At 72.6% G+C, this 14,667-nt stretch carries 7 protein-coding genes and 4 pseudogenes; 7 read left to right on the top strand and 4 right to left on the bottom strand.

Going from position 1 to position 14,667, the window contains the following annotated elements:
• Positions 1-166 precede the first annotated feature (166 nt).
• The 5 genes and pseudogenes from D6270_RS17535 (at position 167) to D6270_RS17515 (ending at position 5,939) form a co-directional block, all read left to right on the top strand.
• Positions 167-678 (top strand): annotated as a pseudogene (locus tag D6270_RS17535) (MarR family winged helix-turn-helix transcriptional regulator).
• Positions 679-709: 31 nt separating this feature from the next.
• Positions 710-3,291 (top strand): annotated as a pseudogene (locus tag D6270_RS17530) (MFS transporter).
• A 248-nt stretch (positions 3,292-3,539) separates the two neighbouring features.
• Positions 3,540-4,355 (top strand): YceI family protein, encoded by an 816-nt coding sequence (locus tag D6270_RS17525; RefSeq protein WP_109164567.1) that lies wholly within the window; start codon positions 3,540-3,542, stop codon positions 4,353-4,355.
• 61 nt (positions 4,356-4,416) lie between these two features.
• Entirely contained in the window at positions 4,417-4,887 is a 471-nt protein-coding gene (locus D6270_RS17520; RefSeq protein WP_109167392.1) for a PPOX class F420-dependent oxidoreductase, read from the top strand.
• 62 nt (positions 4,888-4,949) lie between these two features.
• A complete protein-coding gene (locus D6270_RS17515; RefSeq protein WP_109164568.1) occupies positions 4,950-5,939 on the top strand; it encodes an NAD(P)-dependent oxidoreductase in 990 nt (329 codons plus the stop codon).
• Here the strand turns inward: D6270_RS17515 and D6270_RS17510 are convergent.
• Both D6270_RS17510 and D6270_RS17505 read right to left on the bottom strand, forming a co-directional pair.
• Entirely contained in the window at positions 5,933-6,718 is a 786-nt protein-coding gene (locus D6270_RS17510; protein ID WP_109164569.1) for a TetR/AcrR family transcriptional regulator, read from the bottom strand. The genes D6270_RS17515 and D6270_RS17510 overlap by 7 nt on opposite strands.
• Before the next feature lie 147 nt (positions 6,719-6,865).
• Positions 6,866-8,464 carry an MFS transporter gene (locus tag D6270_RS17505; RefSeq protein ID WP_109164570.1) on the bottom strand — a complete coding sequence of 533 codons (1,599 nt, stop codon included), beginning with the start codon at positions 8,462-8,464 and terminating at the stop codon, positions 6,866-6,868.
• 185 nt (positions 8,465-8,649) lie between these two features.
• Here D6270_RS17505 and D6270_RS17500 point away from each other — a divergent pair, with 185 nt between their 5' ends.
• Both D6270_RS17500 and D6270_RS17495 read left to right on the top strand, forming a co-directional pair.
• Positions 8,650-9,504, top strand: coding sequence for an endonuclease/exonuclease/phosphatase family protein (locus D6270_RS17500; protein ID WP_109164571.1), 855 nt, complete (start codon positions 8,650-8,652; stop codon positions 9,502-9,504).
• A 196-nt stretch (positions 9,505-9,700) separates the two neighbouring features.
• A pseudogene (locus D6270_RS17495) lies at positions 9,701-10,968 on the top strand (serine hydrolase domain-containing protein).
• Between the two features lie 30 nt (positions 10,969-10,998).
• Here D6270_RS17495 and D6270_RS17490 read toward each other — a convergent pair.
• Both D6270_RS17490 and D6270_RS17480 read right to left on the bottom strand, forming a co-directional pair.
• Positions 10,999-13,164 (bottom strand): ArnT family glycosyltransferase, encoded by a 2,166-nt coding sequence (locus D6270_RS17490; RefSeq protein WP_109164573.1) that lies wholly within the window; start codon positions 13,162-13,164, stop codon positions 10,999-11,001.
• A pseudogene (locus tag D6270_RS17480) lies at positions 13,161-14,667 on the bottom strand (glycosyltransferase). Before D6270_RS17480 ends, D6270_RS17490 begins: the two are co-directional and overlap by 4 nt.

Below are 14,667 nucleotides of genomic sequence, written 5' to 3'. Positions count from 1 at the left end.
CCGCCCGACCAGCGGCGGAGTGCGCGGAAACCGGGCTTGACCGGGACCCTACGGAGGCTTTTGCGTTCCTTTACTTCTGCAAGCCCGTTTTCGTTTGCCTGTAGCAACCAACGGCTTCTATGGTTGCCCTAAGCAACAACATAGGCATCAGTGCGTTGGGGTTCCGGTGGCCGCACGGAGTCGGTACGAGGAACTGGCCCGGCAGCTCAGCGCCGTCGGCGCCGTCAAGCGGGGACTCGCCCGCGCACTGCCCCCGAGTGTCCCGGTGGCTCCGCCGCCGTGCTGACACTCCTGGACCGGCACGGCGAGATGCGGATCAGCAGGCTCGCCGAGCTGATGGCCGTGGACCTCTCGGTGACCAGTCGCCACGTGGCCCATGTGGCCGAGCACGGCTGGATCGAACGGTCCCCCGACCCGGCGGACAAGCGGTCCCGCATCCTGCGGCTGACCCCCGGCGGCCACGCGCAACTCGACGAGCTGACGCGGCGGACCACCGAGATGTTCGCCCGCAATCTCGCCGACTGGTCCGACGAGGACGTCGGCCGGCTCAACGCGCTGCTGTCCCGGCTCCGCGACAGCTTCGCCTGTCGCGGACCCGGTGGCTGCGCCCCCGGAAGTCACTCCGGCGAGTGCCGGAACGGGCTAGGCAACGACACGCACACCCGTACACCTGTGTAACAGAAGCAAATACGCACGGATAAGGAACTCAATGGCTACGACCACACCGACCGGTGTGCGGGGCGGCCACGCCAAGCACGGAGGTCATGGAGGCCACAGCGGCTCCGGCGCCTCCGACGGCACGCCGATGACACACCGGCAGATCATGGAGGCGCTGACCGGGCTGCTGCTCGGCATGTTCGTCGCGATCCTGTCGTCGACGGTCGTCTCCAACGCCCTCCCCGAGATCATCTCCGACCTCGGTGGCGGGCAGAGCGCCTACACCTGGGTCGTCACGGCCTCGCTGCTGGCCATGACCGCCACCACCCCGCTCTGGGGCAAGCTCTCCGACCTGTTCAGCAAGAAGCTGCTGGTCCAGATAGCCCTGGTCATCTACGTCCTGGGATCGGTCGTCGCTGGTCTGTCGACCAGCAGCGGCATGCTCATCGCCTGCCGCGTCGTCCAGGGCATCGGCGTCGGCGGTCTCTCCGCTCTCGCGCAGATCGTGATGGCCGCGATGATCGCCCCGCGCGAGCGCGGCCGCTACAGCGGCTACCTGGGCGCCGTCTTCGCCGTCGCCACCGTCGGCGGCCCGCTGCTCGGCGGTGTCATCACCGACACCAGCTGGATGGGCTGGCGCTGGTGCTTCTACGTGGGTGTGCCGTTCGCGATCGTCGCCCTCATCGTGCTCCAGAAGACCCTGAAGCTCCCGGTGGTCAAGCGTGAGGGCGTCAAGGTCGACTGGTCCGGCGCGTTCTTCATCAGCGCCGCCGTCTCGCTGCTGCTGGTCTGGGTCACCTTCGCCGGTGACAAGTACGACTGGCTGTCGTGGCAGACGTACGTGATGGTCGCGGGCTCGGTCCTGCTCGGCCTGGTCTTCGTCCTGATCGAGTCGCGGGCCAAGGAACCGATCATTCCGCTGCGCCTCTTCCGCAACCGCACCATCACGCTGGCGTCGATCGCCTCGCTGTTCGTCGGTATCGCGATGTTCGCGGGCACGGTCTTCTTCAGCCAGTACTTCCAGCTGGCGCGCGGCAAGTCGCCGACGATGTCCGGCGTCATGACCATCCCGATGATCGCGGGCCTCTTCCTCTCCTCGACCATCTCCGGCCAGGTCATCACCAAGACGGGCCGCTGGAAGGCGTGGCTGGTCAGCGGCGGCTTCCTGGTCACGGCCGGGCTGGGGCTGCTGGGCACGATCCGGTACGACACCCCGTACTGGCACGTCGCGGTCTTCATGTTCGTCATGGGCCTCGGCATCGGCATGATGATGCAGAACCTGGTCCTCGCGACGCAGAACCAGGTGGCTCCCGAGGACCTCGGTTCAGCGAGCTCCGTCGTCACCTTCTTCCGGTCCCTCGGTGGCGCGATCGGCGTCTCGGCGCTCGGTGCCGTCCTGGGCAACCGCGTCACCCACTACGTGAAGGACGGCCTCACCGCGCTCGGTCCCGAGGGCGCCAAGTTCGGCCACGGCGGTACGGGCGGCGGGGCATCCCCGACCTGGACAAGCTGCCCGAGCCCTTCCGTCTGGTCATGGAGGCCGCGTACGGGCACGGCGTCGGCGACGTCTTCCTGTACGCCGCCCCGTGCGCGCTGGTCGCCTTCATCGTGACGCTCTTCATCAAGGAGGTCGCTCTGAAGACCAGCGCCGGCAACGACAGCCCCCAGAGCGACGGCTCGCAGAACGACAGCCCACAGACGGGGACCGCCTCGGTGGGGACCGCGCCGGTGGAGACCGCCTCGGTCGCAGCCGAGGTGCCCGCCGCCGTCGGTGCCGCCGGGCTCGTCTCCGAGGGGGCGGCCGGGGTCACCTCGGTCGACACGGCACAGGACGCCTACGACACCGCCGGCTCCCCGGAGTCCTTCCAGGGCACGCCCGTACAGGGTGTCGTGCGCGGCGCAGAAGGGGCTCCGGTCGCCCGTGCGGCCGTCACCCTGATCTCGCTGGGCGGCCGTCAGCTGGGGCGTTCCGTCGCCCGCGCCGACGGCGGCTACACCCTGGACGCGCCGGGCTCCGGAAGCTACGTCCTGATCGCCTCCGCCGACGGCTTCCAGCCGCAGGCGTCCACGGTGGTCGTCGGCGAGGAGCCGCTGGCCTTCGACATCCTGCTCTCCGGTACGAGCGGACTGGCCGGCACCGTCAGGGCCGCCGAGTCCGGTACGCCGGTGGACGGCGCGATGGTCATCGTGACCGACGTACGCGGCGACGTACTGGCGACCGGCGCGTCCGGCCCGGCCGGTGAGTTCGCGTTCGGCGAGCTGATCCCGGGCTCCGTGACCGTCGCGGTCAACGCGGCCGGGTTCCGCCCGCTGGCACTGCCGGTGGAGATCGGCGGCCAGGGCGTCACCCGCGTCGAGGCCGCGCTGCGGGCCGGTGCGCTGGTCCAGGGCACCGTGCGGGCCGGGTCCGCCCGGGGGCCGCTGGCCGACGCCCGGGTCACGCTGATCGACGCGGCCGGCAACGTGGTGGCCACCGCGACGACCGGCGAGGACGGCGCGTACGCCTTCACCGATCTGGACGCGGGCGAGTACACGGTCATCGCGACCGGCTACCCGCCGGTGGCGGGTGCCGTGACGGTGAGCGGTACGGGAGTCGACGGACACGACATCGAACTCGCCCACCCGGGTGAGTGATCGGTCCGCCACGCATTGATCCCTTCAGTACGTGCGCGAGTGCACCTATGGGGACACGCGCGAGCAAGTGAGTACGTGAAGGGATCGCGAAGACCCCTGGTCGGACGGCACTTCTTGCGGAGAGGCTGTCGCGACCGGGTGGAAATGGGCCCCGGCGGTGGGTACGGCAGGCAGGGGACGGCCTGCCGTGCCCGCCCCGGGGCCCGACTCATATGGCCCCGGGCCATGGAGCTAGGAGAGAGATACGGATGGGACTTCGCGCACAGGTACGGACGCGGGACGGCTGGGCGGTCCAGCACGCCGTCGTGACGGTCACCGACATGACCGGCACCCAGGTGCTGCGGGCCGCGGCCGACGAGGAAGGGGCGGTCCGCACGGACGGTTCCCTGCCGGCCGGCGCGTACACGGTGATCGTCACGGCGGTCGGGTACGCCCCCGCCGCCTCCACCGCCCTCGTCACGGCGAGCGGCCGCATCGAGGGCGGACAGATCGTGCTGGCCCGCCAGGGCGGGGTGGAGCTTCCGCCACCGGGCGCCTGGTCGCTGGACCCGGTGCACTCCTCGGTCGGCGCGGTCGCCCAGCACCTGGGGATCTCCAGCGTGCGCGGCCGGTTCACCGACTTCGGCGGCCGGATCATGATCGGTGAGGACATCTCCCGCTCCCGGGTCGACGCGGTGATCGCCGCGGCCAGCATCGACACCGGCAACGGCATGCGGGACAAGCACCTGCGCTCGCCCGACTTCCTGGACGTGGACCGCTACCCGGAGATCACCTACCGCTCCACCGGCCTCACCCCGGCCGGTCCCGACCGCTGGACCGTCCACGGCGAGCTGACCATGCACGGCGTCTCCCGCCCGGTCGACCTGGACCTGACCTACCTCGGCACCGGACCCGACCCGTGGGGCGGGGTGCGCGCCGCCTTCAACGCCACGGCCCAATTGCGCCGCGACGACTTCGCGATGAACTACAACCAGGTCATCCAGACGGGCATCTCCGCCATCGGGACCACTCTGCGGGTGGAGCTGGACATCCAGGCGGTCCAGGGCGACGCCCTGCCCGGGTAGCGGTCCCGGGGGGTGGTTCGCTGACGTGGGCGGAGGAACCACCGGTCGTAGGGTGGTCGTCATGGCTCCCAACATCGCGACCAACACCGCCGTCGACCTCGATGAGTTGCTGGCGTTCGTACGGCCCCGGCACCGGGCGATCCTGCTGACCGCCCGGGCCGACGGCCGCCCCCAGGGCTCCCCGCTGACCTGCGGGGTCGACGACGCGGGCCGGATCGTCATGTCGACGTACCCGGAGCGCGCCAAGACCCGCAACGCCAAGCGCGACGAGCGGGTCAGCGTGATCGTCCTCTCCGACGAGTGGGACGGGCCGTGGGTGCAGGTCGACGGCGTGGCGGAGGTCCTCGACGCCCCGGAGTCCGTGGAGCCGCTCGTCGAATACTTCCGGAACATCTCCGGTGAGCACCCGGACTGGGACGAGTACCGGGCCGCGATGGTGAAGCAGGGCAAGTCGATCATCCGGGTCACCCCGGAGCGCTGGGGCCCGGTCGCCACCGGCGGCTTCCCGGCCCATCTGGCGCCGGGCCGGTGACGACAGGCGCGGGGCCGGTGGCTGGGGCCGATGAGGTGCCTGGGGCTGGTGGGGTGCCTGAGATGTCCAGGTTGCCTGCGGTGCCTGGGGCTCCTGGGGTGGTGCCCGGGGCGGAGCTTCTCGTGGGGGCGCGGCTGGTCGTCGCGCCTGAGCTGAGTGCCTCTCTCGTACGGGAGTTGGAGCGGATCAGCGGGCGGGGCGCCGAGCCCTGGGGCGGCGCGGTGGCCGATGGCCGTGGTCCTCTCCTCTGCGTCGGGGCCGCGCTCCCCGAGGCCCTGCGGGCGACCGACCGGCTGCTCTGGTTCCACAGTGTCAACGCCGGTACGGACCCGCTGCTCGCCGCCGGTCCCTGGCCCGCCAACGCGCTGCTGACCCGGACCGTCGGGCGGATGGGCGAGCGGATCGCGCAGTACGTCCTGGGCTGGGTGCTCGCCGAGTGCCAGGCCGTCCCCGAGCACGCCGCCCAGCACGCCCGGGCCGAGTGGCGCCGCCTGCCCTCCGAGCTGGTCGCCGGGCAGACCGCCCTCGTCTACGGCACCGGGCGCATCGGCGGGGCCGTCGCCGGGCTGCTGCGCGCCTGTGGCGTGCGGACGGTGGGCGTGGGACGCACCGTGCGGACCGGGCCGCCCCCGCCGGGCTTCGACCGGGTGATCGGGGCGGAGAAGGACGCGGAGGAGCTGGCGGGGGCGCGGTGGGTGGTGGCCGCGCTGCCGTCGACCGGGGCGACGGAGGGGTTCTTCGGGGCGCGGCGGTTCGCGGCGGTGCGGGGCGCGACGTTCGTCAACGTGGGGCGGGGCGCGACGGTGGACCTGGGGGCGCTGGAGGGAGCACTGCGGGGCGGCGGGGTGCGGCGCGCGGTGCTGGACGTGCTGGCGGAGGAGCCGGCCGCGCCCGGCGACCCGGTCTGGCGGCTGCCCCGTACGGTGATCACCTCGCACTCCGCGGGGATCACCGCCGACGAGGACGTGGCCCAGGACTTCGCCGCCTGCTGGGAGGCCGTACAGGAGGGCCGCCGGCCGGAGCTGGCGGTGGACGTGGAGCGCGGTTACTGAGCGGCGGCCGTCGGGGAGTCCGCTCCCGCGCGCATCGCCTCGATACCCGCGATCAGCAGGTCCAGCGCGAAGACGAAGTCCCGCTCGCGCATCTCCTCGACCGTGTCGCCGCCCCTTGCCGCCATCAGGTCGTCGGAGGACTCGACGATCGCCCGCAGATGCGGCTGGGCCCGGATCGTGCCCATCACGTGCCGGTGGTACTCGTCCTGGGTGAGCCCCGTCGCGTCGCACCGCGCCTTGAAGTGGCCCTCCACGGTGCCGAATCCGTACACGAACTGGAAGACCGCCGAGAGCGCGCCCGTCTGCCGTCCCAGGGGCAGGCCGGTTGCCCGGATGACGTCCTGGACGGCGTACGAGAACAGCATCGAGTTCGGGCCGATGTTGAGGAAGGTCCCGGCGAGCGGGGAGATCCAGATGTGGCGGACGATCAGTTCGCGGTAGTTGCGGGCGAGTTCGCGCAACCGGTCCCGCCAGTCGGCGTCCTCGCGCGGCGGGGTGATCTCCGCGTAGACCGAGTCCAGCGCCAGCTCCAGGAGGTCGTCCTTGGTGTCGACGTACCAGTAGAGGGACATCGCGGTGACGTCCAGTTCGGCGGCGAGCCGGCGCATGGAGAACTTGGCGAGTCCCTCGGCGTCCAGCAGCCGCACCGACGCCTCGGTGATCCTGTTCCGGTCGAGGCCCGCCGGGGAATCGGTCCTGCGGGTGCGTGAAGGGGGCCGCTGGTCGAGCCACACGCTGGTCCGCGCGGGGCTCGCCGCACGGTCGGACGCGGACACCATGGCGCACTCTCCTCGTCTTGGGGGGACCGCCATCGCCTGTGCGGTCCTGCCCTGCCCTGTACTGCCCCGCGCCGCCGTGTCCTACCCCGCGCCACGGAAAGGTCGACGTACCGGACGCCTACGGTCCGGTACGCGCCCCCTCCGATGCTATGCCGCCGTCCCCGGCTTCCCGGCCGCCGCCTCCTCCTCCGTCTCCGTACGCTCGCCCGCCGACTCCCCACCGTCCGCCGCAGCCTCTGTACGTTCCGCCGCCGCTGCCTCCGTCCGTTCCGCCCGGCGCAGCAGCAGCGCCGCGAGCAGGCCGCCCGCCAGCACCGCGACCGCGCCGACCAGCTGGCTGGCCTCCAGGCCGGACGCGAAGGCGTCCTTGATCGCCGCGCGCTCACCCGGGCCGTCGGCGGCGGCCAGTGCGGCCGGCAGGGACGCGGCGCCCACGGCGGCCGGTACGAGGGCGGCGAACCGGATGTTCAGGACCGCGCCGAGCACCGCCACCCCGAGCCCGTTGCCGAACTCCGCGAGCGTGCCGTTGACCCCGGCGCCCACCCCGGCCTTCGCCGGCGGGATGGCGCTCATGATGGCGTTGGCCATCGCGGGCATCGCGAGCGAGATGCCCGCGCCCATCACGACCAGGCCGAGCAGCATCCCGGTGTACCCGTCGCGCCCCAGCACCGCGACGGCCGCGAGACCGGCCGCCAGCGCGCTCATCCCCGCCGCGATCGTGGCGGGCGTCCCCATCCTCCGGACGAGCCGGGCGCCCAGGCCCGTCAGATTGAGGGCGACCACGGTGAGCGCCATCGGCGCCGTACGCAGACCCGCCTCCAACGGCCCGTACCCGAGCACGAACTGAAGGTGCTGCGTGAGCAGAAAGAGGGAGCCGCCCATGCCGAAGGCAACCAGGATCGCGCCCGCCACCGCGCCGATGAACTTCTGGTTCCGGAAGAAGTGCATGTCCAGCATCGGATACGGGATGTGCAGCTCCCACAGGACGAACCCGGCGAGGACCACGACCCCGATGAGCGCCGTCGTCACCACCCGGCCCGACACCCAGCCGTGTTCGGGCCCGGAGATGATCGCGAACACGACCGCCGTCATCCCGATGGTCGAGAGCAGCGCGCCGAGCAGGTCGGGCCGCTCCCCGCTCGGGTTCTTGAACTCCGGTACCAGCCGGACGACGGCGACCAGCCCGATCAGCGCGACCGGGATGTTGATGAGGAAGATCGCGCCCCACCAGAAGTGGTTGAGCACGACCCCGCCGACGAGCGGCCCCGCGGCGAACCCGAGGGAGTTGACGGTCGCCCAGAGGCCGATCGCCCGGACCCGCTCGGAGTCGTCGAAGATCTGGACGACGACGGCGAGGGTGGTGGTGATCAGCAGCGCGCCGCCGATCCCCATCCCGGCCCGGGCCGCGATGAGCTGGCCGGAGGACTGGGCGAGCCCGGCCGCCAGCGAGCCGATGCCGAACAGGGCGAGCCCCACGACCAGCATCTTCTTCCGCCCATACCGGTCGGCGGAGCTGCCCGCGGTGAGCAGCAGGCCGGACTGGACGAGCGAGTAGGCGTTGATCATCCACTGCACGTCGGCGGTGGAGGCCTTCAGCTCGGTGGTGAGGGAGGGGATCGCGACGTTGAGGACGGTGTTGTCCAGGAGCACGGTGAGCTGGGCGAGGCAGATGACGCCGAGGATCAGCCAGCGCTGCGGGTGCGCCTGGGGGGCGAGGTCGGGTCGCGGAGCGGCGGGCGCCGTCATGCGGGCTCTCTTCTGGTCTCCGGCGGCCGATGCCTTGACGCCTTCATGGTTCGGCGCTTCGACTGACGTGACCGGTTCTACGGCGTATAGGGCCTGAGCGTTGTACACCGTAGGACACTCCTTGTACGGCGTACAACTCGAATTCTGCCCACGGCCCGCGCGCCGTCCCCGCCGATCGGAGAGCCATGTCCCCGCGTCGCCGCATCCGCCTCCCGCACCTCCTCCTCACCGCCGCCCTGCTGGGCGCGTTACCCGGATCGCCCCCGGCCGCCGCCTCGACGGCGTCCGCCCGTGCCGTGCCGCTGCGGGTCGCCACGTACAACATCCATGCCGGTGCGGGCATGGACAACGTCTTCGATCTCGACCGGCAGACCGCCGAACTCCGTTCGCTGGGCGCCGATGTGATCGGCCTCCAGGAGGTCGACCGGCACTGGGGGTCGCGCAGCGAGTGGCGCGATCTGGCGCGGGAGCTGGCCGGGCGGCTGGGCATGTACGTGTTCTTCGCCCCGATCTACAGCCTGGACCCGGCCGAACCGGGCGGGCCGCGGGCGGAGTTCGGGGTGGCGGTGCTGTCCCGGTACCGGATCGTGAGCGCCGAGAACCACGAGATCACCCGGCTCTCGACCCAGGACCCGAGCCCGGTCCCCGCCCCGACTCCGGGGTTCGGCGAGGTGGTCGTACGGGTGGAGGGGCGGCCCGTGCATGTGTACGTGACCCACCTCGACCACCGCCCGGACCCCGTCGTACGCACCGCCCAGGTCGCCGACACCCGGCGGATCATGGCCGAGGACCGGGGCCCCAAGATCCTGCTCGGCGACTTCAACGCGGAACCCGGCGCCCCGGAACTGGCCCCGCTCTGGAAGGAGCTGACGGACGCCGACCCGGGGGCGCCGACCTTCCCGGCGCAGGACCCGGTCAAGCGGATCGACTACGTGGCGGTGTCGAAGGGGGCGGCCCAGGTGCGGCGGGTGTGGGTGCCGGAGAGCGTCGCCTCGGACCACCGGGCGGTGGTGGCGGATCTGGTGCTGCGGGGGCGGTGAGGCACCTGGTGGGGGTACGGAGTCTGCTTGTTACCGTCGTGCCGCTCCCTGTTCGTCTTTGCCGTCGTGCCGCTCTCTTTCGGCGCCCGATGACGTCTTACAGTCCGAGCACCGCTCACGGACCGCTGCCCACGGGGGGACGCACCAAGGAGGGCGGACTCATGACCGAGCACGCGGGACCGGAGAGAGGCCGACCATGAGCACGCCGTACGGACTTCAGGAACTGCTGGACGCCCACATCGCCGAGGGGCCGGCGCCGGGCGCGGTGGCGCTGGTCGCCCGGGGCGACCGGGTGGAGGTGGCGGCGGCGGGCTCGGCCACGCTGGCCGGGGGCGGGGTGGGGCCGAGGGCGGGGGCTGGCGCGGAACCAAAGGCGGGACCGGGACCGGGACCGGGGGCGGGCGCGGGGGCGGGCGCGGAACCGGAGCCTCCGCCTCGCCCATGCGGCGCGACTCCCTCTTCCGCCTCGCCTCGATCACCAAACCGATCGTCGCGGCGGCCGCCATGACCCTCGTCGAGGACGGGCTGATCGCCCCCGCCGACCCGGTCGCCGCCTGGCTCCCCGAGCTGTCCTCGCCGCTCGTCGTCCGGACCCCGCAGAGCGCGGTCGACGACGTGGTGTCGGCGGTCCGCCCGATCACCCTCCTGGACCTGCTGACCTTCCGGGCCGGGTACGGCTTCCCGTCCGACTTCACGCTCCCGGCCCTCGCCCCGCTGTTCGCCGAGCTGAAACAGGGCCCGCCGCAGCCGCAGGCCGTGCCCGAGCCGGACGCCTGGATGGCCGCGCTCTCCCGGATCCCGCTGCTCCACCAGCCGGGCGAGGGCTGGCTGTACAACACGTGCTCCGACATCCTCGGGGTCCTGATCGCCCGGGTCGCCGACCGCCCGCTGCCCGTGTACCTGGCGGAGCGGCTGTTCGAGCCCCGCGGGATGACGGACACCGGGTTCGCCGTGGCGCCCGGCGCACTGGACCGGTTCACCGGCTACTACCGGGCCGGGGAGGGTGGCGGGAGCGGCCTGGAGCTGGTCGACGGACCGGACGGGCAGTGGAGCGGTCCGCCCGCCTTCCCGTCCGGGGCCGGCGGCCTGGTCTCGACCGTCGACGACTGGTACGCCTTCGGCCGGATGCTGCTCGCCGAGGGCCTGGCGGACGACGGGCGGCGAGTGCTGGCCGGCGAGTCGGTGCGGCAGATGGTCACCGACCAGCTGACCCCGGACCAGCGCGCGGCGAGCGGGCTGTTCACCGAGGGCCAGGGCTGGGGGTTCGGCGGCTCGGTGGACGTCGAGATCACGGCCCCGTGGAACGTTCTGGGCCGCTACGGCTGGATCGGCGGCACCGGCACCACCGCCCACATCATCCCGTCCACGGGCACGGTCGCCGTCCTGCTCACCCAGGTGGAGCTGGCCGGGCCGACCGCGCCCCAGGTGATGCGGGACTTCTGGACGTACGCGGCCGGGTTCTGACCCGGTCCCGGCCGCGTACGCCCGCCGTCCTCAACCGACCGGCTGCGTCAGGTCGTAGAAGGTGGCGCCGCCGACGGTGACCTCGGTGAAGTTCTCCGTCACCCAGGAGGAGATCTGGGACGAGGTCCCGTTGCCTCCGCCGCCTCCCATTCCCCCGCCGCCCGTTCCGCCCGACACGAAGTAGTGGATCCTCCCTTCCTCGACGTACTTCTTGAACTGGGCGAGCGTCGGGGAGGGGTCGCTGCCGTTGAACCCGCCGATGGCCATCACCGGGTGGCCGGTGGCGAGCTGGTAGCCGGCCGCGTTCTGCGCGCCGACGGCTGCGGCGGTCCAGGTGTAGGCGTCGGCATCCTTCTTCAGGAGCGCCTTCGCCTCGGTGGAGACGGACGCGCCGTTGAGCAGCCCGCCCATCCCTCCACCTCCGCCGCCCCTCACGCCCTCGCCGAAACCGAATCCGGTCCCGGTCCCGGTCCCAGCGCTTGTGCCGGGCGCGGTTCCGTTGCCGCCGGGGGCCGTTCCGCCGGACGCGGTCCCTCCGGGGGCCGTTCCGCCGGGCGCAGCGCCCTGCTGACCATCCTGGGCCTGCCCCGGGAACTGCCCCTGACCGGGGGCCTGCCCGCCGGGCGGCCGCGTCCCCCCGCGCTGCCCACCGCCGTCACCGCCACCAGGCCCCCCGGGACCACCCCGGCCCCCGGGCCCGCCCATACCGCCGCCACCCGACGGCCCGGCGGTCACGATCGACCCCTGGTGCCCGGAGTTCAGGGTGCTGACGGTGTACGCCGTCGGACCCGCCAGCGACGCCGCGCAGCTGAGCCCCACCACCGCGAGGACCAGCCCCCGCCCGCCGAACCGTCCCACGACCAGCAGCCCGGCCGCCCCCACGAGCCCGCCCACGAGCACCGCCCACCGCAGCCACGGCAGGTACTCCGGGGTCCGCCCCAGCAGGGCGTACGCCCAGACCACCGTCGTGGCAGCGGCCACCGCGAGCACCGCCCTCGGCCACCAGCCACCCCGCTCCTCCCACAGCACCGCCACCCCCATGGCGACGAGCGCGGCGATGTACGGGGCGAGGGCCACCGTGTAGTACTGGTGGAAGATCCCCGCCATGAAGCTGAACACCGCAGCCGTCATGACCAGCGCCCCGCCCCACGCCAGGAACGCGGCCCGCGCGGAATCGGTCCGGGCCGCCTTCCGGGTCAGCCAGAGACCGGCCACCAGCAGGATCAGCGCGGCGGGCAGCAGCCAGGCGATCTGGCCGCCCACCTCGGAGTTGAACATCCGCCCGATGCCGGTCTCACCCCAGCCACCACCACCGCCCCCACGGCCGCCGCCCCCACCACCGACGCTCCCGGTCTCCTCACCGTTGAGCCGGCCGAGCCCGTTGTAGCCGAAGGTGAGATCCAGGAACGAGTTGTTCTGCGAGCCGCCGACGTACGGCCGCGAGGACGCGGGCATCAGCTCCACGATCGCCACCCACCACCCCCCGGCGACGACCATCGTCAGGGTGGACAAGGCGAGTTGGCCGAGCCGCTTCCGTACGGGAACGGGCGCGCACACCGCGTACAGCACGGCCAGCGGCGGCAGGATCAGGAACGCCTGCAAGGTCTTCGTCAGAAACGCCAACCCGACCGCGGCCCCCGCCCAGAGCAGCCACGTCGTCCGCCCCTCCTCAAGCGCCCGCAGCACGCACCACACGGTGACGGTCATCAGCAGGGCGAGCAACGCGTCCGGGTTGTTGAAGCGGAACATCAGCGCGGCGACCGGCGTCAGCGCGAACACGCCGACCGCGATCAGTCCGGCGACCGGCCCGAAGCGACGGCGTACGGCGGTGTTCAGTACGGCGGCCGTGGCGACGCCCATCAGGACCTGAGGGGCCAGGAGCGCCCAGGAGTTGAGCCCGAAGAGCCGCACCGACAGGGCCATCGGCCAGAGGGCGGCCGGGGGCTTGTCGACGGTGATGGCGTTGGCGGCGTCCAGCGAGCCGAAGAAGAGCGCCTTCCAGCTCTGGCTGCCCGCCTGGACGGCGGCGGAGTAGAAGGAGTTGGCGTAACCGGAGGCGCTGAGGTTGGAGAAGTACGCGAGCCCGACGGCCAGGAGGAGCCCGTACAGCGCGGGGCGTGCCCAGCGGGGGCCGTCGGTGCGTTCGGGCGGCGCGGGGACCGGGATCGGAGGTGCGGCGGCGGTGGTCGCGGTCATCGGACGTCCTCGGAAGCGGAATCGGAAGCGGAATCGGAATCGGGGTCGGAATCGGGGACGGGGGCGGGGTCGGAATCGGGGACGGGGGCGAGGTCGGGGTCGGAGCAGGCGCGGGCCGGGAAGACCCAGGCGCGCAGGAGCAGGAAGCGCAGCACGGTGGCGGCGAGGTTGGCGGTGATCAGGACGGCCAGCTCCGTGCCGTGCGAGGGCGAGCCGGTGGCCGTGCCGAGCGCCGCGAGCGAGCCGCTGGTCAGGGCGAGACCGATCGCGAACACGACGAGGCCCTGGGCCTGTTGGCGTACGGCTCCGCCCCGGCCGCGTACGCCGAAGGTGAGCCTCCGGTTGGCGGCGGTGTTGGCGACGGCGGAGACGAGAAGCGCGCCGCCGTTGGCGACCTGAGGGCCGACGCCGAGCCGGAGGAGGGAGTAGAGGGCGAGGTAGAAGAGGGTGGAGAGGGCGCCCACCACACAGAACCCGACGAGTTGGCGGGCCAGTCCGCGCGGCACCCCGGTCAGCGCCCGGTCGCGCGGGTCGTCGCCGAAGGGCCGGGCCAGCCGGTCCAGCGGCAGCGCGCCCACGGCGAGCGCGCGCCCCACCCGCCACACGCCTTTCAGGTCCTCGGTGGCCGTGCGGACGATGTGGACGGTCGAGTCGGGGTCGTCGATCCAGTCGACCGGCACCTCGTGGATGCGCAGCCCGGCCCGCTCGGCGAGGACCAGCAGCTCGGTGTCGAAGAACCAGCCGCTGTCCTCCACCATCGGCAGCAGCCGCTCGGCCACCTCGCTCCGGATCGCCTTGAACCCGCACTGGGCGTCACTGAATCCGGCGGCGAGGGAGGAGCGCAGGATGAGGTTGTAGGCGCGCGAGATGAACTCCCGCTTCGACCCGCGTACCACCCGCGCACTCCGGGCGAGCCGCGAGCCGATGGCCAGGTCGGAGTGGCCGGAGATCAGCGGGGCGACCAGCGGGAGGAAGGCGTTGAGGTCGGTGGAGAGGTCGACGTCCATGTAGGCGAGGACCGGCGCGTCGGAGTCGGTCCAGGCCGTACGCAGAGCCCGCCCGCGCCCCTTCTCCTCCAGCCGTACGTACCGCACCCCCGCAGCTCCGCCGCGAGCCGGGCCGCGACGGCGGGCGTGGTGTCGGTGCTGGCGTTGTCGGCGACGGTGATGCGGAAGGCGTACGGGAAGGTGCGCGACAGATGGTCGTGGAGGCGCAGGACGCAGGGGCGGAGGTCCGTCTCCTCGTTGTGGACGGGGACGACGACGTCGAGGACGGGGGCGGGGGCGGGGAGGGGGTGGCGGCCGGCCCTGCCGGGAGGTGCTCCCTGACCGGCAGACGGCCGGCGTCCCTTCCCGTACCCCTGCCGCTGTTTCTGCCGGTCCCGCCCCTGTCCTCTCCCGAACCTCTGCCGCTGTCCCTGCCGGTCCCGCCGCTGTATCGGCCCGCCCCGCTGGTGCGAACGTCGGCGCCGGGGCCGCTCCGGAGGCTGTCGGTGGTGGTCAT

It is taken from the genome of Streptomyces griseus subsp. griseus, assembly GCF_003610995.1.
In the GTDB taxonomy this organism is placed as follows: domain Bacteria; phylum Actinomycetota; class Actinomycetes; order Streptomycetales; family Streptomycetaceae; genus Streptomyces.
This window is presented reverse-complemented; position numbering and strand designations above follow the sequence as displayed.